The following is a 25,021-nucleotide window of genomic DNA, read 5'->3' on the forward strand; positions in this document are numbered from 1 at the left end:
GGAGGTCGATCCGCACGTACAGTCTCCCCAAACATCAAGGCGATGGCGGATGTGCGATCCGCCGCGCCTCGATGCGTTGGTTACGTGCTTCTCAGATGTTACGAGTAGTACGGTTTGCTCGCATCTGGATCTTTCTCTAACGTATTGATGCTGACGTGTGGCCATCTAATAAGACCAGGGCAGCAGCCTGGGAACCCGTCCCTCCGCGGAAAGAAATCCAACATAACCACCTGCAAATATTGCAGACGGAGCTTCGGATCTCCATACTTATCCTTCTCTGCTAATTCCTGAATCCAAAATATCGACTTCATGACGGTCGCATTAGCCTTTCTCACGACAAACGGAATGTTTGTAATGCCACCCGTTGGATTCGTCGTGTCAACAGTCAGTGTCGTTGTCCTATCAACAGCAACACCTTTGTTGGCAAGTTCAAGCAGGACATGCGTCGCCGTTGGGTCGAATCCAGGGAATCCTGGGGCGGTTACCGTTCCTTTGAACGGGCTGTCATGGAATTTCTTATAGGGGCTCAAGTAGCGGTTACCATCGAGGTCTTGAGTGACCCCTTCCGGCAAGCTATTGATATGGGGAATGCATGATGCACCCGTGTGTTCACTGCTCTGTCCTAAGGCCAACACCGAATCGCCATGGGGAATCGTCGCGAGACGCGCGATATTCAGGCCATCGGTGATCTGGTTCTTCAGATGCAGCCACAAGCCCGGCTCATGGTGAATTGCGAGGCCAGCAAGACCTGCCAACCCGCCGCTGTCAGGGGAATCGGTAGCCGCGACTTGCTGAATCGTCTGCTGATAATCTACCGTGACAACAAATTGATCGGTTTGGACGGTAGGGTTATTCTTCTCGACGCCGCGGTTCGGCACATTGTCATCCACCAACTTAAACTCAAGCTGTTCGTTATATTGATTGAGCAGCAGCCGATAATCCAGGGGACTCGGCGCCGTTGCAAACGGCAGTGCGATCATGTTCCATCCACGGCCCTCGCTTTTCCATACGCCAGGCAGTAGCTTTAGCGGTCCAAGATTCGGTTCATTCTTTTTTGCCTCTGCATGATCCTGAGGTGACATCGCAATATCTCCTTTTAAATTGATGAATTGAGCTCACGTTGCGACAACCCATATGCATCGATCCACACAGCAAGCCTCGCGAACTGCTTGATAAGGCTAAAGGCTGACCACCTCCTCCTTTCCTTGATTCCTCTATTTGCATGGCCTGCACATGAGCCCAACGGGAGTCACGAGCAACTCGACTCTTGCGTGGAGATCACATGCGCTAACAGCAAGCAAGATGCCAGTGGGATAACGAGCCGCAGCGGTACCGTGGATAGATCATTCGGATCTCTTTACTTTCAGCTGCATAGGCCTTGCGAGCTGTCATTCCCCGCCTAAGATTGGCTGCTCGGATTACTCGGCTCTGTATCGGATATGATTCAGGAGGTGTATCGAATTGTCTAACTCGCGCCCGACTGATCATGCTTTTTGATTCGGTGATGTAGCACGATACTCATGATGGAACGGTGAGGGTCAGCTTAAAGAGTGGAAAATCAATGAGGCGGTACTGTTCACCTTCGAGTCACTCCGACGGTGACCTATTCTTCAGACTGTTGGGGTTTGTTCGCTGGCGGTTCACTCGCTAGCTTCTTGTGTAAATAGTTTTTACTGAACGTTGTCACGGCGAAGGCAAGACCGATCGCGATAGGGACGAACACCGCCGAGGCAATATTCGCGTTCTTGAGCCAACCCATTTCCTGAAACCCTTTGAATACATATCCACAAAGTCCGGCCAGGTAATAGGCAATGACAATGACCGACAGTCCTTCAACCGTATGCTGGAGGATCACTTGGCTCTTCGTCGTCTTGTCGACGCTCTGGAGGAGCGTCAGATTTTGCGACTCCACGATCAAGTCGATACGAGTACGAATAATCGCAATGATGCCTTCAAATCCGCCGCGAAGCGTATCGATCCGACGCAAGAGTTGTTGATACCCGTCTGCCACGCCGGTAATACCTCCCAACACATAGTCGGAAATGGGACGGTAGGAGGCGGTGGGTTGCTCCGCCAATGATGCTAACGTGGCATGCACGATCTTATCATACGGAATCGAGGCCGACAGTTCGAAGTGCAACTTACCGGCCATACGATTGGTTTTCAGCAAGTCTTGCGTGAGACTGTTCAACCATCGCTGCAACGTCTCAGAATTGGCGTGCCCGATATGCCCCGTAATGATTTCTCGCTGCTGGAGGTGCACCTGTTCGAATTTATAGACCTGATCGATCGCGGCAGAGAACAGCGGTTTCTGCATCAGCAGGAGATGGTAGTAGGTTTCGATCCGCACGATCGCATCCACAATATCTTTTAACCGCGAGTGGTCCCCCTGCAATGGGCCAACGCTCACCCAGTAGCGTTCTCGCCCGTGGTTGTCCGGAGTAAAACTGGTGATGACAGCAGCCTGCTCATTGAAAATTCGGCTGCCGTACAGCACAGGCCCCGGCAACTGCCCTCGCACCTCATCCCGAGAAGGTAGAGCGCCCATTTTCAGAATGATATCCAACCGGCAGACGACAGAACCAAGGGGTGTCAACGATACGGGTGCAGCTGGGAACGTGAGTGGCCCAAACGTGAGCAGACTCGTCATGGATGAAGGCACATGCCAAAATTGGTAGTTGTAGTATTCCGTATGGGCTTGCCAGATGAGAATGAGGCGGTCTCCGTTTTCGGCCTCCTTCACTCCGTAGCCAAAATTGTCTCGCAGCTCAATCCGATCCTCAGGAACGTCGAATCGTTTCAGTAACGACTGAAATTCAGCTCGGCTGGCTGGGCGATCTGCGGGCGGATCGGACATGCGAAACGCTTCGAACTGTACATGGGCCGGCACACGAAGCCACTCGCTGATCGGCTGATGCGGTTGCTCGTGTAACTTCCGTAAGAAGGCGTCAGAACCCGATTGCACTCCGTCCGACTGACTCACATCGATTCCCTCCCCAATCCAATACTAGCCCACCACCCCACGCTTCCCATGCCACCGGCATCAGGCTACGGCAGGATTACGCTCCTGGAGAAACACCCCTGTCCCCACCCGGGTGCGGCTTGGCCAGGGAACAAGCCACAGGCGACCAAGATCTGCATGACCCTATCATCCGGCGCTGTCACGTTCAATGATTCGGTGGTCGGTTCAGCTGGTGACGGGACGAGAGAGTTTAATTGCAGGATGGATCGAACGGCATCTCCGCGTATGGCTGATAGGCTTCGCCCAACGTGCACAGGATGTCTCCCCACACACGCGTCGGATCCTTTTCAAACACCGCCTGTGGGTCGGCAGGGAGAATCATCCACGAGCCGGTTTTCATCTCGCCTTCCAGCTGCCCAGGTCCCCATCCAGAATAGCCAAGATAGGCCCTGAAGAATTCCTTGGTGCCGGTCTCAGTGAGAATGCGCTCAACCATCCCGATATCCCCACCAAGGCAAACTCCGTCAAAAACATGGTGGGCATTGTCCGGAAACTGGTCGCCCCGGTAGAGCAACATCACCTGGTTGGTTTGTACGGGGCCGCCAGCATAGAGGACATGCCCTGTACCTTCAAGAACTGGAATCTGCGGCAGGGCTTCAGAAATGGACATGGCCGTAGGCCGATTCACAATGACACCCAGTGCGCCCTCCGGTCCATGCTCGCACAACAACACCACGGTCTGGCGAAAATTTGGGTCGCGCAGCCCTGGAGCGGCGATCAGAAACATGCCCTTCCGGAGTTCCGTGCTCATGAGCGAAATCCTACCCTGCGCATGCGACTTGCGCAAGCTCTAGGCTTCTCTCGGCAAAATACATGTGAGAGGTTATAACTTGTACAGGGATGCACGTCGGTCGCGAAGCAAATCGTTGTAGCGATTAAGACTCTTATTGCGGGCTTCAGCCGGATCGATTTCAATGATGGTCAGTTCTTCTTTGTCACGAGCCGCTCGCCGTGTGATCACGCCTTTCGGTGTGACGATTTCACTCTGGCCGATATAGGTCAATGGATCCTTCCCACCGCGCGCTTCCCGACCGATACGATTGCACGTGACGGCAAAGACTCGATTTTCAAGGCACCGAACAGGCATTGAATCCGGGCAGTTCGGCAAGACGAGGTTCGAGGGATGGCAAATAATCTCGGCACCCTGTATCGCCAATGTCCGGGCAGCCTCCGGATAGTACCAATCGAAACAAATCATGACACCGATCTTGGCGACGCCGATATCCCACACCAGAAATCCGGAATCACCCGGTGTGAAGAACTGGGTCTCTTCGTAAAACAGATGGGTTTTTCGATAACATCCCAGAAAGCCCGAGGGCCCCACGACCACAGCGGAGTTATAACAGACTGATCCGGATCGCTCGGGAAGTCCTGCCACAAGATGCATCTTGCGGCGTTTTGCGATATCGACCAGCCGACGAACCGTCGGGCCATCGGGGACCGGCTCGGCTAATCTCTGGGCCTCTTCGCGAGACACGAATTGATAGCCTGACGCAAACAATTCAGGGAGCACGAGAAGGTCGGCGTCCGCCTGCTCCAGCTTTGCCGCCGCCGCATCAAGATTCGCGGCGACTTCGCCGAACTGCGGATCAAACTGGTAATACCCGACTCTCACAAAACGCTCCGTTTCATAGAAGAACGGGCAGGGCTCCTGCCCTACCCGTTCCGACTCACGGTTGTCAATCGACGACGATCAACTTTTGGAGTTACTTCACTTCAGCCAGATGCGTCGCGCCGCCGTCAGCATGTTCCGTGCAGGCATCCGCATGACCAGCTTTGCCATGCTTCACCGCTTCCGTCAGGTGCTTCACCCCTTCAAGTAAATGCGGGTTTTTCCCACCCGCAGCCGTCGCATGCTTCAGCGCCTCTTCTGCATGTTGCACACAGGCGTCCGCATGGCCTTCTTTGCCATGCGAGGCCGCACCCTTCGCATGTTCGACCGCTTCCGCCACATGCTTGTCACCGGCCAGCGCGAGACTATTCGACACCGGAGCCCCGAGCAACAAGCCCCCCCCAATCACCACTAATACACAACGAAGGATTCTTCTCATCATGGCTGCCTCCTTGATGGGTGAAGATTCATCATTCGCAATAATGCGACGACCTATGAATTCACCTTACACAGCGTGTCTCACGACTGTCAAGAATGTTGGGGGAACGAGGAAAATCCAAGAATTCTCTGCAGCGCCTGCAAATCCTTCTCGACCGGGGCGGCGAAGTCCCGACTCCACTCCCACCATGATCCTGGATAGTTGCTGACCTTTGGATACCCCACCAGCTTGAGAATAAAGTAGAGCCAGGCTGATCGTACCCCACCGGTACAGTAGCATACAACGTCTTGGTCGGGGTGGATTCCCTTGGCCAGCAACATCTCCTGAATCACGGTAACGTCCTTGATCGTGGCATCCTTATTTAAAAATCCGTTCCACGCCAGATGAATGGCTGATGGAATATGTCCCGGTCGTGGAATCCCCGACAATTCTTTCCCTAGATATTCTTCCACACTCCGAGCATCCAGAATGGCCGTCTGAGGATGGGGCATGTCCACAATCGTTTTCAGATCGTCTTTTACCATCATCAACGCGGGCACCGGTCGCGCTGTAAAGTTACCCATTGCTGACGACACCGGCCCATGCTCAAAGGGCCGCTGCTCTGCCGTCCATTTCACCCATCCTCCATCCAGAATACGCAGCCGTTGGTGCCCCAGATACTCCAACATCCAAAACATCCGTCCTTCATCGCCCCAATTGTCGAAGGGGTTCGAGTAGATCACGACATCGCTGTCGTGATTGATTCCAAGACGACGAAGGATCTCTTCAATCTGACGAAAATCTGGATTGAGCAATCCCTTCGCCACAGCCTTGGGGTCACTGTATTCATGCCACGTCGAATGGACGGCCCCCGGGATATGGCCACCGAATTCATAGGCCGCTCGGCCCCGCACGTCGATGACGACCAAACCAGGTTTCCCCAATTGCCCTTGAAGTGTGTCGGTATCGATCAAGAATGGGTGGTTCACGATATCATTCCTCTTATAAACCAGTTGTGCTGGATTCATGCACTCACTAAGGCTTTGATGTGGGCATCCACGGAGTAGGCCAACGCAGTGAGGTTGTAGCCGCCTTCGAGCGAAGACAGGATACGGCCCTTGGCGTGGCGCTTGGCGATCCCCACAACGATGTGTGTCAGATCGGTGTATCCAGCCTCCGTCAGCCCCATACTGGCCAAGGGATCGTCTTTGTGAGCATCGAATCCCGCTGAGATGATCACAAACTCCGGCTTGAACTCATCGGCTACAGGCACAAGCGCTTTGAGGAAGATCGCATGGTACTCCTCGTCCCCCTCCCCGGCCTCCATCGGCACATTGATGGTGAATCCTTCCCCAGATCCCTCACCTCGCTCTGTCCCTCGACCTGTCCCGGGATAATGCGGGTACTGGTGCGTACTGAAAAAAAACACGGAGGGATCATCCTCAAAACTGTGCTGTGTCCCATTGCCATGATGCACATCCCAATCGACGATCAGGACCCTGGTAAGCCCGTATTGTTTTTGGACATAGCGCGCCGCAATCGCAACGTTGTTGAAGAGGCAAAACCCCATCGCTCGACCGGCTTCGGCATGGTGCCCGGGAGGCCTGACCGCACAAAAGACATGGTCCACCTGATGGGCCATAATGGCATCGACCGCCGCCAATGCACCACCTGCCGCAAGATAAGCGGCATGCAACGAGCCCGACGACATCGATGTATCGGGATCGAGTGAGACACGTCCGTCCTTCGGCGCATGCCGATTCAGCGACGCCACATAAGCCGGCGTATGTACCTGTGTGATCCATTCATCTTCGGCTCGTCGAGGCTCGATGCGAGTCAGTTGAGCGGCAGTCCCACTCTCCTCCAATCGCTGCATGATCGCACGAAGCCTGTTGGGTGATTCCGGATGTCCCGGACCCATGTCATGCTCAAGATAGGCAGGATGATAAACGAGACCGGTTTTTCCCATGACGACGTCGCAAAACGAGAGATGGAAAAGGTACAACCCCAAGCTGATATATCGTCAGATTAGCACGCAAGAAAGTTCATAGACAATGTACCAACGGCGCTGCTATCGTCCTCACACGGAGGAAGACCATGCCGAATCCAAGGATTGAACCGCTCAAGAAAGTACTCGCCATCGATCCGAACGACGACGTAGCCTGGTTTGGCTTGGGGAAAGCCTATATGGACGATGGGAATTTTGAAGAAGCCGCGAAAGCCCTGCGGCAATGTGTGACTGTGAAACCCACCTATTCCGCCGCCTACTTTGCACTGGCGCAGTCACTTCACAAGCTGAACCAGATCGACGAATGCCGAGCCGTCTGCGCCACCGGCATCGATGTCTCGACTAAGAACGGCGATGCCATGGTGACAAAGAATTTGGAGATGCTGAGAACCTCGCTATGACCATTGTTCAGGATTAGAGAGGTAGGTTGATATCCTTGCCTCCCACTGCTCGTTTCCAATAGAGACCGCAACGACAGCACCGCAAGACTCAGAATAAGCGCTTGCCGGTATCGCGTTATTTAAGGCAAACCACAATGCTTCTTCAAGACTTTCGTCATCATGCCAAGTGGTCATAATGATCGTGCTATCCGATTCCATCTGACCCAATTTGACTATAGTTTCAACTATGGTTTCATCGATCACATCATGTACGTGCTCACAGCCTGCCCCCCATACACACACATACACAGCACCTTGATCCATGACCCAGTCCACAAGTGAAAAGAGCTTATCATCAGCAAGTGATGTCGCATCAACGGCAAGAAACAGCACGCAGTGCTGGCTATTGAATCCAAGAGTCTGAGGCAAGCGCTCTATGTGAGGAACAGCCAAAGACAGAATCTCTCTTTCCGAACTTTTTTGCCTTCCATGAGCTTGAACTCTTGAAGTCATTTATACTTTCTCGCGCATATTCAAGCTTGAGTGAACTAAATTATTTGTCGAACAATACTCTCTTGGTATTCGTTTAGACCAGCTAAGGCAGCCGGATTCTGAATCAACAACCGTACCCGTGGCTGGGTCTTCTGGTGCCGTGGACGCTCCACCAATTCGACATTGGCCAACCTAGTCGCCGCTTTTGACGGCAAGGACTCAACATCCCACAGTGAAATCATCACCGCGCTGATGGAACGGAGACTCATCAACAGGACCGTCACCGTGCCGGCCAACATCTTCAGGTCCAGCCAGATCGCTTCAGGCCTGGTCCCTCGGTCGCCTTGCAGATCGGCTCGCGGAATCGAGATCCCGAGAACGACGGGATCACAGTAATCGGTAAGTTGCTTGGCCTTCTGCCTGATGCGCGCGAGAATCCGGTGCGTCAGAATCACCCCTCGATCTTCTTCCTCACCCTCGACCTCATCGAGGTGAAGCCCACGGATCGGCAACCGTTGCCGTTCCGCTGATCCCACCATGGCGGTGACTTCGACAAAAAACCAGTCACAACCAATTCTGCACTCGAGATCCGCTGTCCGCGCACGCGATTCGGGCAAGAAGGTGACGCGGGCACCGACTCGAATCAACTGGGTGGCCAGTTCAATCTCGGCAAGTGCCGATTCCCTCACTCCATAGTCGGCATGCGTCAAACGTCGAATGAGACGGCCCAAGCGAAGATGGCTCGATTGATCCTCACAGTGCCGATGAAGGGTCGACCACCGCTCATGGAGACTACGCGGCAGGCCTTGTTCCTCGCGCTTCCACGCGGGTACTTGCGCTGAATGCTCACCGTGAAGATGTGCAGTCAGCCTGAACGTCGTTCGTGGGCGAAATCTCGCCATCGCTCATACCGGCGCCGAGTCTTCGTCATCGTTGGTCGACAAACCGAGGGACTCCGGCCGACGCTGTGCTACCTCTTCATACAGATCGTCCAGCCATCGTCCGGCGCAACCCAACACCTCACGGACGAGCGGTTCAGGCTGACCGGTTCGCCGGATCGTCCATTGCGACACATACTCCAAGAGCGTGTCTCGGTCAAAATGTCGACTGGACTGCGTGGCCAATGTCACAAGTTCACCTAATCCAGTATGCACGATCTCGGCGACCAGCTCTCTTCCGTACGAGGTGCTGGCCGTCACGTACTGAATCACGCGATTGATTTCTTGCTCAGTCATGGCAACGACATCGAAAACCTGTCACATTCCCGGCGCCTCCGTCAATGCAGTCGGCTGCGTTCGGCCTAGCATCTCATATTTTTCTCTTCTCTCGCGTGAGCCCGATGGTATGATCGACCATTATTCTACTCATCCATTGAAGGAGTACTCCATGGCCGGAACGCCCACGACACAACGTATCACCAGACGCAAACGTATGAAATTTCCTGACCGATGGGACCTGACGCAGCTGGTCAATGACCCAGCGACCGATATCGACGCCCAGTTGGCTGATCTGGAATCGAAGGTTGCACAAATAGAAGCCGCACGATCGACGCTGACCCCTTCTATGTCCAGCCAAGATCTTCTCACGCTGCTCCATCTCAGCGAGAAGATCGCGCAAGGTGCCTCACGGCTCGGGGCCTATGCCTATCTACGGTTTTCCGAAAACACAAAAAACGCCGAGGCACGTTCCCTCAAGACGCGGGTGGAAGAGCAACTGACAGAGCTCACAAATCGGCTGCTTTTTTTCGAACTCTGGTGGCAAAGCGTGGACGACGCCAATGCGGCACGTCTGATGGCGGACGCGGGTGACCTCCGCTATCACTTGGAAACCATCCGGCGTTTCAAGCCACATACCCTGTCCGAACCGGAAGAAAAGATCCTCAACCTCAAAAACGTCACCGGCCGAAGCGCGGTCCACACCCTCTACGACCTTGTGACCAACGGACTCACGTTCACCATGACCGTCGGCGGGAAGAAAAAGACGGTCAATCGGGAAGAGCTGATGACCTACGTGCGAAACCCGAAGGCCCCTGTCCGTCAGGCCGCCTATCAAGAGCTCTATCGCGTTTTTGCAACCCAGCGCGACTTGTTGGGAGAGATCTACAAAACGCTCGTGAACGATCTGAAATCCGAAAACCTCGGACTTCGCAGTTTTCCTTCTCCCATTGCCAGTCGCAACCTCAGCAATGACGTGCCAGACCAGGCCGTCGACGTCCTGCTGGCGTCCTGCGCGAAGAACGCCGACATCTTTCAGACCTATTTCAAATTGAAAGCCAAGATCTGCAAAATTAAGTCGATGAGCCGATACCATCTGTACGCGCCGCACCGGACAGAAACCCAAAAGTACCAGTACGCTGATGCCATCACGATGGTGCTCGACGCCTATCGGGGCTTTTCGCCTCGTCTGGCTGATTTGGCCGAGCAGGTGTTCCGCGATCGACATATCGACGCCCCAACACGCCCCGGCAAACTAGGTGGGGCCTACTGTTACAGCATCGTTCCAGGCATGACCCCCTATGTCATGCTGAACTACACAGGGGAAGCCCGAGACATCGCGACGATGGCCCATGAACTCGGCCACGCTGTCCATGGCATGCTGGCCAAGGACCATTCCACTTTCACCTTCCATTCAACTCTCCCCTTGGCGGAAACCGCATCCGTCTTCGGGGAACGCATTCTCTCCGATGCTCTGATGTCCCAGGAACGGAACAAGGCTGTTCAACAGGGACTTCTGTTAGGCCAATTGGACGATATTTACGCCACCGTGCTGCGGCAAGCCTACTTCGTTCGATTCGAAAAGCTTGCCCATCAGATGATTGCGGACGGCGCAACGGCTGAGCAATTGGCCAAGGCCTACGGCCAAGAACTGCGGCAACAGTTTGGAAAGGCCGTAAAGGTACCGGATGAATTTCAATGGGAGTGGCTGACTATTCCTCATATTTTTGCCAGCCCGTTCTATTGTTATGCCTATAGCTTTGGAAACTTACTCGTGCTGGCACTGTACCGCATGTACAAGGAACAGGGAACCTCGTTCGTGCCCAAGTATCTGGATCTCCTGGCTACCGGGGGCTCGCAGTCACCGCAGCAGATCCTATCCACCGTCGGCGTCGATATGACGTCAGAAGCCTTCTGGCAATCGGGGTTCGATACGATCCGGGAGATGGTGGAACAGCTGGAAGAAACGATGTGAGCCGCGGGATTGGTGGTGACAGAAATGGGCTCATCCGTCGGGTGAGGAGGAGGAGTGACGACTGGTTAGAGTAGTTATGTCATTCTCCCGTAACACACGCCATTCACCTGAGCTGAGATTGCCGAGTCGAACCGGCCCGATAGCAATGCGCACCAACCGCAAGGTGGGATGACCGACTGCCGCCGTCATGCGACGAACCTGCCGATTCATCCCTTCGTGGATCGTAATTTCCAGCCAGGCGGTTGGAACGTTTTTCCGAAATCTGATAGGCACTGGCCGCTCGGGTAGCACTGGTTCATTGGGCAATAGTACAACCTGTGCCGGCCTTGTTCGTTTTCCAGCAAGCACCACTCCTTGGGAGAGTTGCGTAATTGCTTGTTCAGCAGGGATCCGTTCAACCTGCACCAAGTAGACTTTTGGTAGCTTATGCTGAGGGTCCGTAATCCGATGGGCGAGAACGCCATCCGATGTCAAAATCATCAATCCCTCGCTGTCCTGATCGAGACGCCCCGCCGCATAGACATCAGGTATGCTGACATAGTCCGCCAACGTCGGCCTTCCTTCCGGGTCGGTGAAGCACGGCAACACCCCATAGGGTTTATTGAATGCGATGGTGCGGACAGACATGCTCACCTCGAGCGCTACGCTGATCGTTTAACCCCACCTGCTATCCATTTCCAACCAGCAAGAAGCGGAAATGGACACCAAGTAGGCCTCCAGTAGAGCGTTTTGCATGAGTTGACAGAATACCCACCATCTGGCATACTGAGAATGCTTCTCATAATCGCAGAAGGGAGAATTCCATGTACATGTGCTTGTGCAAAGGAATCACCGAGTCAGAAGTCCGAGCAGCGGGACGGGCCGGAATCGTGACGGCCAACCAGCTCAAAACCAAGTTTGACCTGAAGTGTCACGGCTGTTGCGGGCGCTGCGCCAAGAACATCCATGAATTCATCGAGGTCGCCGTTCAAGGAACTGGAGCCTCTTGCCCAAGACAATAGCCCTGGATTTCCCCTGAATCCTCACCCAAATATTCGCGACCTCAGCGCGTAAGGCTTTCCCTTCAGGTAACTTCCCTTCCGATTGTTTGACCATCGTTGTCGACGGGATGGTTTTTTACAAGAACCAGCTTACTTAGAAGAGGCGCTGCGGATCAGTGTAGCTACATCTGCGACTCGCTGGCCCAGAGCCCTTGCATCGGCAAGTTCCTGCTTGTCAATCCCCGGACTGTCGCCTTCTGTCGTGGCGGATGCGCCGAATGCACCCCCACCGCTCACCACGATCATCTGATTGCCCAGCATGGCAGCAAGAATCGTCAGCATCGTGACTTCCTTGCCACTGGAGACTTGTCCGCCGGTCGCAAACGCCGCACCGACTTTGTTTTTCATTTTGAACTCAGGAAACACCCCGAACTTGAACTGCCAATTATCGAAAAAGGTCTTGACCTCTCCTGACATGTTGGACCAGTAGACCGGTGACCCGACGATCACCGCATCGGAAGAGAACAGATCTTCCGCCGTCACCAGGCTGACACGTTTGAGGACCACCACAGTATTCGGCACAGACTGAGCCCCCACAACGACCGCCTCTGCCATCCGTTCCGTATGGCCGGAAAGAGAGTGATAGGTCACGAGAATCTTTACGACCGGAGAGGCCTCGTCCGCCCAAGACCATGAGGCGCAGCCGGTAGAGAGAGTGAAGAGCAGCAGAGCGATGGCAATGAAAGACAGAGGGGAGGCTGAAGAGGAACGTTGCGTGTAGAGTGCCGCCACGAGGTGATGGTCCAGATAGAACAACGGTCAGAGGGTCAGTGCCGGAATGTCTCTTCCTCCATATGCTCTTCCACCGACACTTCGGTCAGCGTTCCACGATAGGTACAGCGATGACATCGAATCCGCCACTCTTCGATCCATTTCTCCTGAACATAGGACTGGCGACATCCAGGGCACACAAACACGCCTTTTTTGTACAACACCCGCCGCTTCTCTTGCATAGGTTCCTCGCTTGATTCGATTGGAGAATCGCACAAGACACGAGAAGATTGCAACATGATGGTAGCCAGTACTACGCTCACAAAAACAGCCTTCTTGACTGGAGAAGGTTGCGATCATTAGGATGCCCTGATGCGCCAAAAACTCTCAGTTTGGCTTGCTCTTTCTATCGTCACCGCCGGTGGACTCCTTGTCAGTGACAGAGAGGCAGCTCGCGCCGCGGGATCCGATCTGGTTTCCATTCAAACGCCATCGGGAATCACGCTCAAGGCCGAAGTCGCCGACACGCCGTTAAAGCGCTCGGTGGGGCTGATGTATCGAGACCATCTCAAAAAAGATCACGGCATGCTGTTTTTCTTTGGCCAGCCCCAGGCCTGGAACTTCTGGATGAAGAACACCAAGATCGCGCTCGACCTCATCTGGATCGACGGGAAGAAACGTGTGACGCACATCGAGCGCAACGTGCCCATTTGCACGAAGAGTGATGACTCCTGCCCGCAGTATCGCCCGAATAGTGATGACGCGGTGTACGTCCTTGAGATTGCTGGAGGAACGGTTGACGGATATAAGATCGAAAAAGGATCAAAATTGCAGTTCGGCCAGCCCTAACGCTTCGTTCAATACCAGGCTCCCATCGCCTCCTCGACACATCTTCATCAGGATTAACGCTGCCACGACCGAATTCGTCGCGTCGTAATCACGCCATCAATCCGTTCAATGGTTTTCAAAACTCGATTCAGATGAGCCGTGTCGGCAACCTCTACAATAAAATCCAACTCGGCCTTTCGGTCTTCACGCGTGATGATTTCAGCACGACTGATATTCGCTTTACATTCAGCGATCGCCGAAGAAACATTCGCCAAAACACCCGTCCTATCTTCGGCAATGACGGCGATCTTAACCGCATGAAGGCTGGGTGCAGCGGTATCCCATTCCACCTCCACCAACCGAGCTCGGTCATAGTCCAAGGCCTCCAGATTCGGACAATCCACGGAGTGGATCGTAAGCCCCCTTCCTCGAGTGATGTAGCCTAAGATTCGATCACCGGGAACCGGATTACAACAGCGGGACAACTGCATCAGCAAATCACGTCCACCCTTAACCTGAACACCTTGCTCTCCGTCTCGGCTGCTCAATACCTTGTGGGATGTCGAGGGTTCAGGCAAAACCGGTGTGGTCTCGGATGCCGGTGTAATCAATCGATTCACAACCTGCGCCGTCGCAATATGCCCAAATCCAATGGCGATCGTCAGTTCATCGGTCGTCTCATATCCTTCTTGCTTGGCAACCTCAACCAATTCGCTCGACTTCAACACTTGGGCAGGAGCTAATCCATGCCGCCGGAATTCCGTCTCCAGCAAGCGCCGACCGATCTCGAGACTCCGTTTCTGCTCCTCGGCTTTAATCCAATGTTTGATTTTTGTCTTGGCTCGCGAGGTACGGACAAACTTGAGCCAATCTTTGTGCGGCGTCTGATTCGGCGACGTCAGAATTTCAATCGTGTCGCCGCTCTCCAGCTCATATTTGAGCGGCACGATCTTGCCGTTCACCTTCGCTCCTACACAATGGTCACCGACCTCAGTATGGATCGCATAGGCAAAATCGACCGGCGTCGAATCTTTCGGCAACTCTTTGACCGTTCCCTTGGGCGTGAAGACATACACGACATCATGGAACAATTCGAGTTTGACCGAATCCATGAACTGACGATTATCCGGCAAATCGCTTTGCCATTCGATGAACTGCCTCAGCCACCCAAAGGCTTTACTGTCCTTATCCTGGACACGCCCTTGCTCCTTATACTTCCAATGCGCCGCAATCCCGTATTCGGCGACCCGATGCATTTCTTCCGTTCGGATCTGGAATTCGACATGCTCGCCCTTGGGCCCGACCACGGTGGTGTGGAGCGATTGATATAGATTGGATTTTGGAATGGCGATATAGTCCTTAAAACGGCCTGGCAGCGGGCGCCAGAGGGAGTGAATCACTCCCAGCAGCGCATAACAGTTCATCTTCGTATCGGTAATGATCCGCAAGGCAGTGAGATCATAGACCTCTTCGAAGGAGATCGACTGCTTGTTCATTTTTTGATAGACGCCATAGAGATGCTTCGGTCGGCCATACACCGCCCCGGACAGACCATGTTCTCCCAACGCCTTTTCGACCAGCTCCCGCACCTCTTGAATGTACTGTTGACGATCTTCATCACGCTTTGCGACACGCACCCGTAACATCTCGTACACATCCGGCTTGAGATGTTTGAGGCAGAGATCCTCCAGTTCGTTCTTCACCCATCCGACCCCGATCCGATTAGCCAAGGGGGCATAGATCTCCAGAGTCTCTTGCGCAATCTCAAGACGCTTTCCTTCGCTGAGATGCTCCAGCGTACGCATATTATGCAGTCGGTCGGCGAGCTTAATGATCACGACGCGGATATCATCCGCCATCGACAACACCATCTTACGGAAGTTTTCGGCCTGCTTTTCCTCGGAACTCTTGAACGTGATCTTCCCGATTTTCGTAACGCCATCGACAAGATGCACCACATCCTTGCCGAACTCTCGTTGCAACTCTCCGGCTGTCGCTACCGTATCTTCCAACGTATCGTGCAGCAGCCCGGCGACGATCGCCGTCACATCGGTCTTCAATGAGGTCAGCACGCCGGCTACGGCGATGGGATGTTTGACATAGGGCTCTCCGGAACGGCGTGTCTGGCCTTCATGCGCCTTCGCAGAAAACTCGTAGGCCTTTCGCACCATCTCGAGATCAGCATCAGGCTGATACGATTGCACCCGCTCGAGCAGCTGATCGATCGTCGTGACCGTTTCGTACATCATCGGTTACTCGATTCCCGCCGCCCGTATGTCTCGAATGCGCAATTGGATTCGGTCATGACCGTTCCAGTGATTGAGCTCCGGCGTAAATGCGACGTCGATCGGCGTCTTGAGCGATAATCCCTGTTCTTCGAGGGACTTCATTCCGAATCCGATACTATCAAACGGCACCGATCTTCCCTGCCGAACCGTCATCTTCAAATGTTTCTCCCCCACGACGCGAGCTTGCAGGACGTTCAATCCCCTCACGGCGAAGGTCGGCTCTGGATTGCCCGCGCCGAACGGGTGCAGTGTTCCTATTTCTCGGATCAGCTGTAGCGTGACCTCATCCAGCTGCAGTTCGGAATCCAGATGCAACATCGGAACGGTTTGCGTACTGCACATCCACGCTTCCGCCGTCGCAGCAAACCGTTCGGCGAACTCGGGCAATCGTTCTTCTTTGATCGTCACTCCTGCTGCACTGGGATGACCTCCAAACGCGATCAGCAGGTCTCGGCATCCGGCCAATGCCTGATAGAGATCAAAACCCGGCACAGTCCTCGCTGAACCTTTGCCGATACCGTCTTCATTGATCGCAATAACGATCGTTGGACGGTGAAAGCGTTCCATGATTCGGGCAGCTACGATACCGACAACCCCAAGATGCCACTCTCGCGCATAGAGCACGATGCCTCCGGGCAACTCCCGCGCCGCAACCTGCGTCAATGCCTCATCAAGTATCGTCGCCTCAAGTTCCCGGCGCCTGTGATTCAGCTGGTCCAGCTCTTCAGCCAACTCGTGAGCTTCCTGTTCAGACTCCGTCGTTAAAAGTCTGACTCCTTTGATCGCCTCGTCCAACCGCCCTGCGGCATTCAACCGAGGCGCGAGTTTAAACGCGATCGTATCCGCCGCGCAGTCACGAGTCACGCCGGCGACCTGTTTCAAGGCTCGTAGGCCACAGCGTGCGCCACGCGAAATCTGCGTCAGACCTTCGCGAACAAACAGCCGATTTTCGTCCTGTAGCGGAACCACATCGGCGATGGTGGCCAGCGCCACCAAGTCCAACAAGGACTCGAGCGGCACCGAACCAGAACCATATTTCTTCTCATACGCCTGCACCACCTTGTACGCAAGACCACCGGAACAGAGCCCATGAAACGGATATCGCGCATCCGGCCGATAGGGGTTCATCACCGCTAAAGCCGGCACCATCTCCATGTCGCTCTGATGGTGATCCGTCACGATCACATCGATCCCTAGTTGACTCGCGAGAGCGATCTCACGATGCGACGTCGTCCCGCAATCAGACGTGACCAATAGCGTGATGCCTTCCTGCGCCAGGGCTCGAACCGCATGCTCATTGAGTCCGTACCCTTCACGCAGGCGATGCGGTATGTAGGCGCGAACCTGCGCCCCAAGATCGCGGAAAAATGACACATACACACTGGTCGCGGACATGCCGTCCACATCGTAGTCACCATAAAAACAGACGCGCTCATGCCGTTGCATAGCCTGATGCAAACGGTCAACGGCCCGCTCGATATCGGGGATCAAGAAAGGATCATGGGTTTGGAGCGGGGACATCCAGGCCACGGCCTGATCCACATTCGTCACACCCCGGTTGAGCAACAATGAAGCGGTTGCGGAAGAAATGGATAAGGCCTGCGAGAGACGGCCCCGTTGGATCGGGTCAACTTGCCGAAAGACCCAGAGTTTAGACTTCACCTCAGCCTCCTTCTCAACCTGGGCCATAGGACGATTTTGGACAAGCCACTCAGGAAAACCAGCCAGACTCTAATAAGTCACTGCTTCTTTGTCAAACAACACAGTGAGGAGAATACCGACGGGGTATCATCTAAGAGGGAATCAAAGAGATGCGAAGGGAATCAAGCGCTTATTCGCCTCCTTTTTGTACATAGTTCTTCACAAATTCCTCAGCGTTCTTTTCGAGCACATCGTCAATTTCATCCACCAGCTTATCGATATCTTCTTTCAGCTTCTTCCCGGTCTCCACGACCTTCGGGTTGGCTTTGACCTCTTCCTTGCTTTGTGGTTCGCGTCTCGGCTCTTGCTTTCGTTCTTGCTTTTCCATTCGAGCACCTCCTGTCATCCAGGGAAATCCTCGCGGTCAGCTCGCAACTACCTGATATACATGCACCTTACTCTAGGGAACGGAAACCCGTCAAGGCAAGGGCAGAAACGAAAAGCGCCGTTTCCCATCCGGGAAACGGCGCGTCACTCACTCCATCTCGAATCTTCTATCAGACGATCAACGAAATGATAAGCAGGGCCACAATATTAATGACCTTGATCATCGGATTCACCGCCGGTCCCGCCGTATCCTTATACGGATCACCAACCGTGTCGCCGGTCACCGCCGCCTTATGGGTGTCGGTGCCCTTCAACCCCTGCTCTTCGATAAATTTCTTAGCATTGTCCCAGGCACCGCCGCCACTCGTCATGGAAATTGCAACAAACAGACCGGTCACGATGCTGCCGACCAATACCCCGCCGAGCGCCTGTGGGCCAAGCACTAAACCGACGACGACCGGTGCCGCCACGGGAATCAAACCAGGGATCATCATCTTTTGGATCGCGGCCTGAGTCACGATATCGACACAGGTGCCATACTCTGGCTTACCCGTGCCTTCCATAATGCCTGGGATCGTTCTGAATTGCCGCCGCACCTCTTCCACAATCAGCCCGCCGGCTTCACCAACGGCCCTCATACACATGGAGCCGAAGATGAATGGCAACATGCCGCCCAGAAAGAGACCAACCAAGACTTTTGGATTCGAGAGATCGAAGGCCGCCAGCGCCGGATTATGTGCTGCGACTTCCCGCGAGTATTCGGCAAAGAGCACCACGGCCGCCAACCCGGCAGACCCGATGGCATAGCCCTTGGTCACCGCTTTTGTTGTATTGCCCACAGCATCCAATGGATCTGTGATGTCCCGAACTTCTTTACCCAAGTGCGACATTTCAGCGATACCGCCGGCATTGTCCGTAATCGGGCCAAACGCATCGATTGCCACCACGATTCCAGCCATCGAGAGCATGGATACGGCCGCCACCGCCACACCGTACAGCCCACCGGACTCAGCACCGCCACAGACCCAGTAGCTGCCGAGGATCGCCATCGAAATCACCACGACTGGAGCCGCTGTCGACTGCATGCCCACCGCCAAACCGGCAATGATGTTCGTCGCATGGCCGGTTTCACTGGCTTTCGAAATGTACTTCACCGGCTCATACTCCTTTGAGGTGTAGTAGTCGGTGATGAAGACAAGAGCCAAGGTGACGGCTAAGCCAAACAATGCGGCCATGTAGTAGCTGAATCCACCGACACCACCGACTCCGCCCATGATCATAAAGGTCACGGGCAAGAAAGCGAGTGCGGCAATCCCTCCGGCCACAAACAACCCCTTATACAGAGCAGGCATGATGTCGCCACCCGGAGCGACCTTGACAAAGAGAATACCGACGATCGTCGCAAAGATCGTGATGCCACCCAACGCGAGAGGATACAGAATAGGCGCCGTGGCTCCCTTGAACATGGTAAAGGCCAACACCATCGCCGCAACCGTCGTAACGGCATAGGTTTCAAAAAGATCCGCCGCCATGCCTGCGCAATCACCGACATTGTCACCCACGTTATCCGCGATGACCGCCGGGTTCCGTGGATCGTCTTCAGGAATCCCTGCCTCCACCTTGCCGACCAAGTCTGCCCCGACGTCCGCTGCCTTTGTGTAAATTCCTCCACCGACGCGCGCAAACACGGAGATCAAGCTTCCACCGAATCCGAGACTGAGCAATGCGTGAATGGCCTTTTCCTGACCGGCCATCGATTCGGCGATCGAATAGAACCCTGTAATAGCCAACAGCCCGAGACCGATCAATAAGAGACCCGTCACCGCGCCACCACGAAACGCCACAACCAGGGCCGCATTCAACCCATTATGAGCCGCTTGTGCCGTCCGCACATTGGCGCGAACCGCAATGATCATACCCACATAACCGGCGAGCGCCGACGCGCTCGCGCCGACCAAGAACCCTGTCGCCGTCAGCAACCCAAATTTATCTGAGACTGCGCCGGCTGCGGCCAGCACAACAAACAGACCTGCGGCAACATAACCGACGGTTTTGTATTGTCGATTCATATAGGCGCTGGCGCCTTCCTGAATCGCCTTTGCAATTTCCTGCATCTTTGCGTTGCCGGCATCAAGCTTGAACACCCACATCGCCAGATACAACCCATAGCCAATGCCCGCCACAGCCGCGATGAGGGCAAATGTGATAATCGCTGAGTCACTCACGGGAGATCCTCCTACTGGTTAAACGGATTCCTGATGTCGCACGGCTCTCCGTGGCTTCAACCCATCCAAAGTACATGCGCGAGTGGGTAAATCCTAAGGTGGGCAGAGTCGATTTTGAAGCGAGCCACCCGAAAAGCTGGGCTATTCTAATGGAGTCTCACGGGAGGGATCAAGACCAAATACGGTCACCTTGCAATCACCTCCCTAGTCTGATCCATACTGTCAGACGCTGCTCGGATATATCCTGGGGGACTGATACATGAGATCTCTCACCATCTATAGGGGCGAAAGAGGTGCTGACGGATAGGGAGGGAGAGAGACCGTTCATCTCCATAGAGAACAAGAGGTTACGCATGAGACTGTCCATCTTGATAATCCAGTGCTTGTACCTGGTCAGCCTACTCGCTGCATGCGGCAGTGAAAACCCGACAAGGAACTCGGCCTCAGCTCTGACTAGTCTCAAACTCCAAACGGTCACGAAGAATCTAAGCGCCCCGATACTCCTGACTGCGCCTCCCGGAGATATCGATCGCCTGTTTGTTGTGGAACAGGGAGGGACGATCAAGGTTCTCAACAGAACCACCGGAGCCGAGCTGGGAACGTTTCTGACCCTAGCCGGGATCACGAGCGGCGGAGAGCGCGGACTCTTAGGACTGGCCTTTGATCCAGAGTACAACGCCAACGGCCGATTCTACGTTTCCTATACGGATACCACCGGCACGATCATCATTGCCCGCTTTCTAGCCTCGGCAACGAATCCGAACGTGGCTGATCCGGCTTCACAGGCTATCCTGGTCTCCATTCCCCATCAGGCCTTTGCAAACCATAACGGCGGTATGATCGCCTTCGGGCCAGATGGGTGCCTGTATGCTGGAATCGGTGATGGTGGTGGGGCGGGAGATCCCAGCAATCAGTCACAGAGTCTCACAAGCCGACTCGGGAAACTCCTTCGGATCGATCCAACAACAGGAACGGCCTGTACCAACGGAACGCTCAACCCATTCGTCTTGGGTAGCGGCCATCCGCTCGTCTGGGGCTATGGACTACGCAATCCCTGGCGATTTTCGTTTGACGGCGAGGATCTCTACATCGGCGATGTCGGCCAAGATGCGCGAGAAGAGATCAATGTGTCAACAGGTCCTCATGCGGGCCGCGGGCTGAACTACGGCTGGCGGCTCATGGAAGGATCAGCCTGTTTCAATCCAACGTCGAACTGCGATCCTGGCACCCTCACCCTCCCGATCGTAGAATACACACACGACAAGGGAGCCTGCTCCGTCATCGGCGGCCATGTCTACCGAGGACAAGTGGTGCCCGCCATCCATGGGACCTACTTCTACGCCGATTTCTGTGCCGGGTTCGTCCGCAGTTTCCGCTTGAACAATGGCTCAGTCATTGAGCAAACCGAATGGCCGCTGCTCGGCAGCCCCTCCATCTCAAGTTTTGGTCAAGATGGCCTTGGAGAGCTCTACCTGACAACGCTCACTGGTACGGTGTTTCGGATCGTCCCGAATTAGGAATATCCCGATGGTGCAAGACTGGGTCATCGCCCAGTAGGTTTACGACGCTCGCTGACTTTGCTATAGTCCTGCCGGTAAAGAAACCTATGGGATTCGAACCAAACTATATTGTCGTCGACGGACAGGCATTCAGCAAAGCGAAGCTGGCCCTAGACAATCATGTGTATAAGAACTGCCAGATCGATGACTGCGATCTCTACTACAGCGGCGGGCAATATGAGCTGCTCGACACCCATATCACCAACTCACGCCTGATCCTGAACCACCCGGCTAAAGGCATTTACAATGCCCTGCAGATTTTCAAGATGAAATCCCCTGGCTCCCGCATCGTCTTCGAGTAACCTCCGCACAGGGTGTTGAAAAAGCCCGCCAGCTCCGTGCTCGCGTCGCTCAGAGGCTCACCCTACCGCCCAGCAGATGCCTCGCCTCTTCATTCGCTGAGGCCTCGTCGGACGATTTTTTTTGAACATCCTCCGTGTTATTCCTGTGTGATCCGGCATCATTCACCTTGTGGTACGGCGATGATGTCAAATTGGTTATTCAACAGGCTGCTGAAGGAAGCATCGTAGTCCTATACCTAGGACCACAAGAGAAACACCGCTCCTGACAGGGCTACCCAGCGACATTGGTGTACACTCAAGATGACGTTGACCCATGAGCCTGAGGACGAACACCCATGACTCATGAGTGCCGCTCCTGCCAGTGGCAGGAGATATCCCATGTTCAACGGGCTCAACACACACCAGACCGGCCAATCTGACTCGATTGCGGTCGGCCTCCGTACATCCGCCAGTTTGCCCATCGAACGGCTTCTCTATCCATATGCCTGTGCGTAATAGAAGGAATGAGCGTTCGCAGTAGAGGCTGCTCAGCCCTCACCGTTATGTCCGATAGTCCATTGATCCATCCAGTGACAAGACCCTTCAGAACAGGTGCGAAGATTCCGATAAAGAGATGACAGCCGGCAGACACTCCGGCTCTGGGCAGGTTATCACGTCAGCTTGCACCCAATGGACTGTGACCAGGCCATCAGGAATTTACAATAGATGAAACGTGTGGTCGTCTACGAGCTCTTGCCGGATATGGTGCTGGCAAGACCAATCACCAATTCCAATGGACTTCCCATCGTCGCTGCGGGAACGGTCTTGGACACCACGTTGATCGAGCGGCTCCAACAGCTGGGGTTACCATCGGTGTATGTCGAGGGCGATGCCCTGGACTCCGGTGGAAAGACTCTGGACGAATTGGAGGCCGAACTGGATCATCGCTTTCGACATGTCGCACACGATCCCATCCAGCAACTGATTCTCCGAACGATTCGCACGCACTTGCGCGCCACCCATGGGATGGGAACGGACGTCGAGAAGTCGGAGGCCGCATGACCCTCTTCAATCCAACAGACCTACGCAACCGGATCGAGCAGCTCGGAGACCTTCCCACACTCCCTCATGTCGTACAGCGGCTGGCCACCATGATTAGTCGTCCCACCGTGTCGGCCGAGGAGATCGGCAGTATCATCGAGAAGGATCAGGTACTGGCCGCAAAGGTGCTTCGCCTGGCGAACTCCCCCTTTTATGGGTTTCCTTCAAGAATCGGATCCGTCTCCCACGCCGTGATCGTGCTGGGCTTTAACGTCGTGAAGGGGCTCACGCTCTGCGCCTCGGCGCTGACCATCATGAAAGACGCCGGCATGGACCAGTTGTGGCGCCATTCGCTCGGTGTCGCCATCACCGCCAATCTCCTCGCGACGAGGCTCGAGATCAAGAACCCCGAAGAGCTGTTCGTCTCCGGTTTGCTCCATGACATCGGGAAGGTCGTCCTCTATGTAAAGTGGTCCGATGTGGGCACCAGCATTAAGGACGCACTGAAGACTCGCGCCGATCACTCACTTTTTGACGTGGAACAAGAATTGACAGGACTGTCACATGCGGAGATCGGCGGCTACTTGGCTGGCGCATGGCATTTACCGGTTACGCTTCGCGAGCCGATCCTCTACCACCACAACCCAACTCAGTCCAAGGACGCCACATTGCAAACGGCCATCGTCCATGTGTCAGATATCCTGGTCAAAGGTCTGGCTTTCGGCAACCCCGGCGATGACCTCATCCCACCACTGTCCAAGCCGGCCTGGGATCAGGTTGGGCTGGATGAACAGAGTCTTGCAGAATGCATCGACAAGGCCTCACAAGAATTTGTGACTATTGACGACTACCTATGAACCACTCCAGTGCCGGCCGAAGAATTCTGCTGCTGCACAATGAGCTGACCTCAACCCCGACTCTGACCTCGGCCCTGGAGAAAGCCGGGTTCCAAGTGATGGAAGGCCATCTACCTGAGCTCGCGCTCCATGAGCTTGTCCACGATCCTCCTTGTCTCGTCTTGGCTGCGGAGGGAACCAACGGGCACTCCGTGGAAACCCTCACGCGCAACCTCAAGCTCGATGCCTTTCTTGGGCGCCTGCCGCTCATCGTCTTCGTCCGGGACAGTCGGCTCAATGATATCGACTGGGGTTCGTTAGGGGTAGATGACTTCATCACCGTTCCCTATCGCGCAGAGGATGTCGTGCATCGCATCAGGCTCTGTCTCAGCCGACTCACTCGTTCACTCGACGCGAATCCCCTCACCCGACTACCAGGTAATACGACCATCCTCTGTGAAACCACGGCTCGAATCCAAAGCCGGCAACCCTTCGCTCTCGCGTATCTCGATATCGACAATTTCAAGTCATTCAACGACCGCTACGGCTACGGACGTGGAGACGAAGTGCTGATTGTGGCCTGTCGCATCCTCACGACAGTCGTCGGCGAGCTGGCGGGTTCGGAAGGATTTGTGGGCCATGTCGGGGGCGACGACTTTGTCTTCATGAGCCGACCTGACACCATCGACGCAATTTGCGAGACCATCATCAAGCGATTTGACCTGGTGATTCCGGACTTCTACGACCGTGAAGATCGTCTCAAAGGCTACATCGACTCGGTGGACCGCCGGGGCAATAAAGAGCAGTTTCCGATCATGAGCCTGTCGATCGCCGTCGTCACCAACGAACAAGTTCCCATTGCCCATCCCGGTGACGTGAGTAAGATTGCTTCAGAGCTTAAGAAAAAAGCCAAAGCCATAAAAGGAAGTGTCTACGTCAAAGACCAGCGAGGCCAGGTTGTCGAAATACCGTATGAAACAACGGACCCCACCAAGATTCTTACCGAACAATAAAATGACCGTTCCAATTCAACTTTTACCCGATTCTTCCAATGAGACTATAA

26 protein-coding genes are annotated in these 25,021 nt (G+C 54.6%); 9 read left to right on the forward strand and 17 right to left on the reverse strand.

Annotated elements, in window-relative coordinates:
* Positions 1-98: 98 nt before the first annotated feature.
* The 7 genes from COMA1_RS09845 to COMA1_RS09875 form a co-directional block, all read right to left on the reverse strand.
* A complete protein-coding gene (locus COMA1_RS09845; protein ID WP_090747643.1) occupies positions 99-1,082 on the reverse strand; it encodes a heme-binding protein in 984 nt (327 codons plus the stop codon).
* A 521-nt stretch (positions 1,083-1,603) separates the two neighbouring features.
* A complete protein-coding gene (locus tag COMA1_RS09850) occupies positions 1,604-2,983 on the reverse strand; it encodes a DUF3422 family protein (RefSeq protein ID WP_176697983.1) in 1,380 nt (459 codons plus the stop codon).
* 229 nt (positions 2,984-3,212) lie between these two features.
* Positions 3,213-3,773, reverse strand: a complete 561-nt coding sequence (locus tag COMA1_RS09855; protein ID WP_090747649.1) for a YqgE/AlgH family protein — start codon at positions 3,771-3,773, stop codon at positions 3,213-3,215.
* 72 nt (positions 3,774-3,845) lie between these two features.
* Positions 3,846-4,637, reverse strand: coding sequence for a nitrilase-related carbon-nitrogen hydrolase (locus COMA1_RS09860; protein WP_090747652.1), 792 nt, complete (start codon positions 4,635-4,637; stop codon positions 3,846-3,848).
* A gap of 91 nt (positions 4,638-4,728) precedes the next feature.
* Positions 4,729-5,076 (reverse strand): small metal-binding protein SmbP, encoded by a 348-nt coding sequence (smbP, locus tag COMA1_RS09865; protein WP_090747655.1) that lies wholly within the window; start codon positions 5,074-5,076, stop codon positions 4,729-4,731.
* An 86-nt stretch (positions 5,077-5,162) separates the two neighbouring features.
* Positions 5,163-6,041 (reverse strand): sulfurtransferase, encoded by an 879-nt coding sequence (locus COMA1_RS09870; protein ID WP_176697984.1) that lies wholly within the window; start codon positions 6,039-6,041, stop codon positions 5,163-5,165.
* Positions 6,042-6,076: 35 nt separating this feature from the next.
* Positions 6,077-7,021, reverse strand: coding sequence for a histone deacetylase family protein (locus COMA1_RS09875; protein WP_090747661.1), 945 nt, complete (start codon positions 7,019-7,021; stop codon positions 6,077-6,079).
* Positions 7,022-7,149: 128 nt separating this feature from the next.
* Here COMA1_RS09875 and COMA1_RS09880 point away from each other — a divergent pair, with 128 nt between their 5' ends.
* The gene (locus COMA1_RS09880; protein WP_090747663.1) at positions 7,150-7,461 is read left to right on the forward strand and encodes a tetratricopeptide repeat protein; all 312 of its coding nucleotides are present in this window, start codon (positions 7,150-7,152) and stop codon (positions 7,459-7,461) included.
* Here COMA1_RS09880 and COMA1_RS09885 read toward each other — a convergent pair.
* From COMA1_RS09885 to COMA1_RS09895, 3 genes are read right to left on the reverse strand one after another with little or no spacing between them, the layout of a single operon-like run.
* The gene (locus tag COMA1_RS09885; RefSeq protein ID WP_090747666.1) at positions 7,456-7,953 is read right to left on the reverse strand and encodes a DUF7684 family protein; all 498 of its coding nucleotides are present in this window, start codon (positions 7,951-7,953) and stop codon (positions 7,456-7,458) included. The two genes, COMA1_RS09880 and COMA1_RS09885, sit on opposite strands and share 6 nt — an antisense overlap.
* Positions 7,954-7,988: 35 nt before the next feature.
* Positions 7,989-8,834 (reverse strand): hypothetical protein, encoded by an 846-nt coding sequence (locus COMA1_RS09890; protein ID WP_090747669.1) that lies wholly within the window; start codon positions 8,832-8,834, stop codon positions 7,989-7,991.
* Positions 8,835-8,837: 3 nt separating this feature from the next.
* Positions 8,838-9,167, reverse strand: coding sequence for a hypothetical protein (locus COMA1_RS09895; RefSeq protein WP_090747673.1), 330 nt, complete (start codon positions 9,165-9,167; stop codon positions 8,838-8,840).
* 151 nt (positions 9,168-9,318) lie between these two features.
* On the opposite strand from COMA1_RS09895, the gene COMA1_RS09900 reads away from it, so the two are divergent.
* On the forward strand, positions 9,319-11,121 hold the full coding sequence (locus COMA1_RS09900; RefSeq protein ID WP_090747676.1) for a M3 family oligoendopeptidase: 1,803 nt from the start codon (positions 9,319-9,321) through the stop codon (positions 11,119-11,121).
* A 30-nt stretch (positions 11,122-11,151) separates the two neighbouring features.
* Here the strand turns inward: COMA1_RS09900 and COMA1_RS09905 are convergent, their stop codons facing one another.
* Positions 11,152-11,748, reverse strand: a complete 597-nt coding sequence (locus COMA1_RS09905) for a pseudouridine synthase (RefSeq protein ID WP_176697985.1) — start codon at positions 11,746-11,748, stop codon at positions 11,152-11,154.
* A gap of 176 nt (positions 11,749-11,924) precedes the next feature.
* On the opposite strand from COMA1_RS09905, the gene COMA1_RS09910 reads away from it, so the two are divergent.
* Positions 11,925-12,122, forward strand: coding sequence for a (2Fe-2S)-binding protein (locus COMA1_RS09910; RefSeq protein WP_090747682.1), 198 nt, complete (start codon positions 11,925-11,927; stop codon positions 12,120-12,122).
* Positions 12,123-12,251: 129 nt separating this feature from the next.
* Here COMA1_RS09910 and COMA1_RS09915 read toward each other — a convergent pair whose 3' ends face one another.
* Together COMA1_RS09915 and COMA1_RS09920 are read right to left on the reverse strand one after the other, a co-directional pair.
* Positions 12,252-12,893, reverse strand: coding sequence for a flavodoxin family protein (locus tag COMA1_RS09915; protein ID WP_141654292.1), 642 nt, complete (start codon positions 12,891-12,893; stop codon positions 12,252-12,254).
* Positions 12,894-12,928: 35 nt separating this feature from the next.
* Positions 12,929-13,114: a hypothetical protein gene (locus COMA1_RS09920; RefSeq protein WP_090747688.1), complete on the reverse strand. Its 186-nt coding sequence runs from the start codon at positions 13,112-13,114 to the stop codon at positions 12,929-12,931.
* Positions 13,115-13,244: 130 nt separating this feature from the next.
* Between COMA1_RS09920 and COMA1_RS09925 the strand changes: the two genes are divergently transcribed.
* Positions 13,245-13,721, forward strand: a complete 477-nt coding sequence (locus tag COMA1_RS09925; protein ID WP_090747691.1) for a DUF192 domain-containing protein — start codon at positions 13,245-13,247, stop codon at positions 13,719-13,721.
* A 53-nt stretch (positions 13,722-13,774) separates the two neighbouring features.
* On the opposite strand, the gene COMA1_RS09930 is transcribed toward COMA1_RS09925, so the two are convergent.
* The 4 genes from COMA1_RS09930 to COMA1_RS09945 all read right to left on the reverse strand — a co-directional run bounded on the left by COMA1_RS09930 (position 13,775) and on the right by COMA1_RS09945 (position 20,241).
* On the reverse strand, positions 13,775-15,949 hold the full coding sequence (locus COMA1_RS09930; protein ID WP_090747694.1) for a RelA/SpoT family protein: 2,175 nt from the start codon (positions 15,947-15,949) through the stop codon (positions 13,775-13,777).
* A gap of 3 nt (positions 15,950-15,952) precedes the next feature.
* Entirely contained in the window at positions 15,953-17,650 is a 1,698-nt protein-coding gene (recJ, locus tag COMA1_RS09935) for a single-stranded-DNA-specific exonuclease RecJ (protein ID WP_090748851.1), read from the reverse strand.
* A gap of 169 nt (positions 17,651-17,819) precedes the next feature.
* On the reverse strand, positions 17,820-18,017 hold the full coding sequence (locus tag COMA1_RS09940; protein WP_090747696.1) for a ubiquitin-like protein Pup: 198 nt from the start codon (positions 18,015-18,017) through the stop codon (positions 17,820-17,822).
* Between the two features lie 169 nt (positions 18,018-18,186).
* Positions 18,187-20,241 carry a sodium-translocating pyrophosphatase gene (locus COMA1_RS09945; RefSeq protein WP_090747699.1) on the reverse strand — a complete coding sequence of 685 codons (2,055 nt, stop codon included), beginning with the start codon at positions 20,239-20,241 and terminating at the stop codon, positions 18,187-18,189.
* A 353-nt stretch (positions 20,242-20,594) separates the two neighbouring features.
* Here COMA1_RS09945 and COMA1_RS09950 point away from each other — a divergent pair, with 353 nt between their 5' ends.
* The 5 genes from COMA1_RS09950 (at position 20,595) to COMA1_RS09970 (ending at position 24,971) form a co-directional block, all read left to right on the forward strand.
* Positions 20,595-21,758: a PQQ-dependent sugar dehydrogenase gene (locus COMA1_RS09950; RefSeq protein ID WP_090747702.1), complete on the forward strand. Its 1,164-nt coding sequence runs from the start codon at positions 20,595-20,597 to the stop codon at positions 21,756-21,758.
* Positions 21,759-21,847: 89 nt separating this feature from the next.
* Entirely contained in the window at positions 21,848-22,102 is a 255-nt protein-coding gene (locus COMA1_RS09955) for a hypothetical protein (RefSeq protein ID WP_090747705.1), read from the forward strand.
* Between the two features lie 705 nt (positions 22,103-22,807).
* Complete coding sequence (locus tag COMA1_RS09960; protein ID WP_090747708.1) at positions 22,808-23,143, forward strand: hypothetical protein; 336 nt, start codon at positions 22,808-22,810, stop codon at positions 23,141-23,143.
* Positions 23,140-23,979 (forward strand): HDOD domain-containing protein, encoded by an 840-nt coding sequence (locus COMA1_RS09965; protein ID WP_090747711.1) that lies wholly within the window; start codon positions 23,140-23,142, stop codon positions 23,977-23,979. The genes COMA1_RS09960 and COMA1_RS09965 overlap by 4 nt, the downstream gene beginning before the upstream one ends.
* Positions 23,976-24,971 (forward strand): GGDEF domain-containing protein, encoded by a 996-nt coding sequence (locus tag COMA1_RS09970; protein WP_090747714.1) that lies wholly within the window; start codon positions 23,976-23,978, stop codon positions 24,969-24,971. The genes COMA1_RS09965 and COMA1_RS09970 overlap by 4 nt, the downstream gene beginning before the upstream one ends.
* The last annotated feature ends 50 nt before the right edge of the window (positions 24,972-25,021 follow it).

Origin of the sequence: Candidatus Nitrospira nitrosa (genome assembly GCF_001458735.1) — a bacterium.
Taxonomy (GTDB): domain Bacteria; phylum Nitrospirota; class Nitrospiria; order Nitrospirales; family Nitrospiraceae; genus Nitrospira_D; species Nitrospira_D nitrosa.

Excerpts from the sequence above, each read along its gene's own strand:
- COMA1_RS09845 (WP_090747643.1), bottom strand. The coding sequence starts at position 1,082 with ATGTCACCTCAGGATCATGCAGAGGCAAAAAAGAATGAACCGAATCTT.
- COMA1_RS09855 (WP_090747649.1), bottom strand. The coding sequence starts at position 3,773 with ATGAGCACGGAACTCCGGAAGGGCATGTTTCTGATCGCCGCTCCAGGG.
- smbP (WP_090747655.1), bottom strand. The coding sequence starts at position 5,076 with ATGATGAGAAGAATCCTTCGTTGTGTATTAGTGGTGATTGGGGGGGGC.
- COMA1_RS09875 (WP_090747661.1), bottom strand. The coding sequence starts at position 7,021 with ATGGGAAAAACCGGTCTCGTTTATCATCCTGCCTATCTTGAGCATGAC.
- COMA1_RS09880 (WP_090747663.1), top strand. The coding sequence starts at position 7,150 with ATGCCGAATCCAAGGATTGAACCGCTCAAGAAAGTACTCGCCATCGAT.
- COMA1_RS09885 (WP_090747666.1), bottom strand. The coding sequence starts at position 7,953 with ATGACTTCAAGAGTTCAAGCTCATGGAAGGCAAAAAAGTTCGGAAAGA.
- COMA1_RS09890 (WP_090747669.1), bottom strand. The coding sequence starts at position 8,834 with ATGGCGAGATTTCGCCCACGAACGACGTTCAGGCTGACTGCACATCTT.
- COMA1_RS09895 (WP_090747673.1), bottom strand. The coding sequence starts at position 9,167 with ATGACTGAGCAAGAAATCAATCGCGTGATTCAGTACGTGACGGCCAGC.
- COMA1_RS09900 (WP_090747676.1), top strand. The coding sequence starts at position 9,319 with ATGGCCGGAACGCCCACGACACAACGTATCACCAGACGCAAACGTATG.
- COMA1_RS09905 (WP_176697985.1), bottom strand. The coding sequence starts at position 11,748 with ATGTCTGTCCGCACCATCGCATTCAATAAACCCTATGGGGTGTTGCCG.
- COMA1_RS09910 (WP_090747682.1), top strand. The coding sequence starts at position 11,925 with ATGTACATGTGCTTGTGCAAAGGAATCACCGAGTCAGAAGTCCGAGCA.
- COMA1_RS09920 (WP_090747688.1), bottom strand. The coding sequence starts at position 13,114 with ATGCAAGAGAAGCGGCGGGTGTTGTACAAAAAAGGCGTGTTTGTGTGC.
- COMA1_RS09925 (WP_090747691.1), top strand. The coding sequence starts at position 13,245 with ATGCGCCAAAAACTCTCAGTTTGGCTTGCTCTTTCTATCGTCACCGCC.
- COMA1_RS09930 (WP_090747694.1), bottom strand. The coding sequence starts at position 15,949 with ATGATGTACGAAACGGTCACGACGATCGATCAGCTGCTCGAGCGGGTG.
- COMA1_RS09940 (WP_090747696.1), bottom strand. The coding sequence starts at position 18,017 with ATGGAAAAGCAAGAACGAAAGCAAGAGCCGAGACGCGAACCACAAAGC.
- COMA1_RS09950 (WP_090747702.1), top strand. The coding sequence starts at position 20,595 with ATGAGACTGTCCATCTTGATAATCCAGTGCTTGTACCTGGTCAGCCTA.
- COMA1_RS09955 (WP_090747705.1), top strand. The coding sequence starts at position 21,848 with ATGGGATTCGAACCAAACTATATTGTCGTCGACGGACAGGCATTCAGC.
- COMA1_RS09960 (WP_090747708.1), top strand. The coding sequence starts at position 22,808 with ATGAAACGTGTGGTCGTCTACGAGCTCTTGCCGGATATGGTGCTGGCA.
- COMA1_RS09965 (WP_090747711.1), top strand. The coding sequence starts at position 23,140 with ATGACCCTCTTCAATCCAACAGACCTACGCAACCGGATCGAGCAGCTC.
- COMA1_RS09970 (WP_090747714.1), top strand. The coding sequence starts at position 23,976 with ATGAACCACTCCAGTGCCGGCCGAAGAATTCTGCTGCTGCACAATGAG.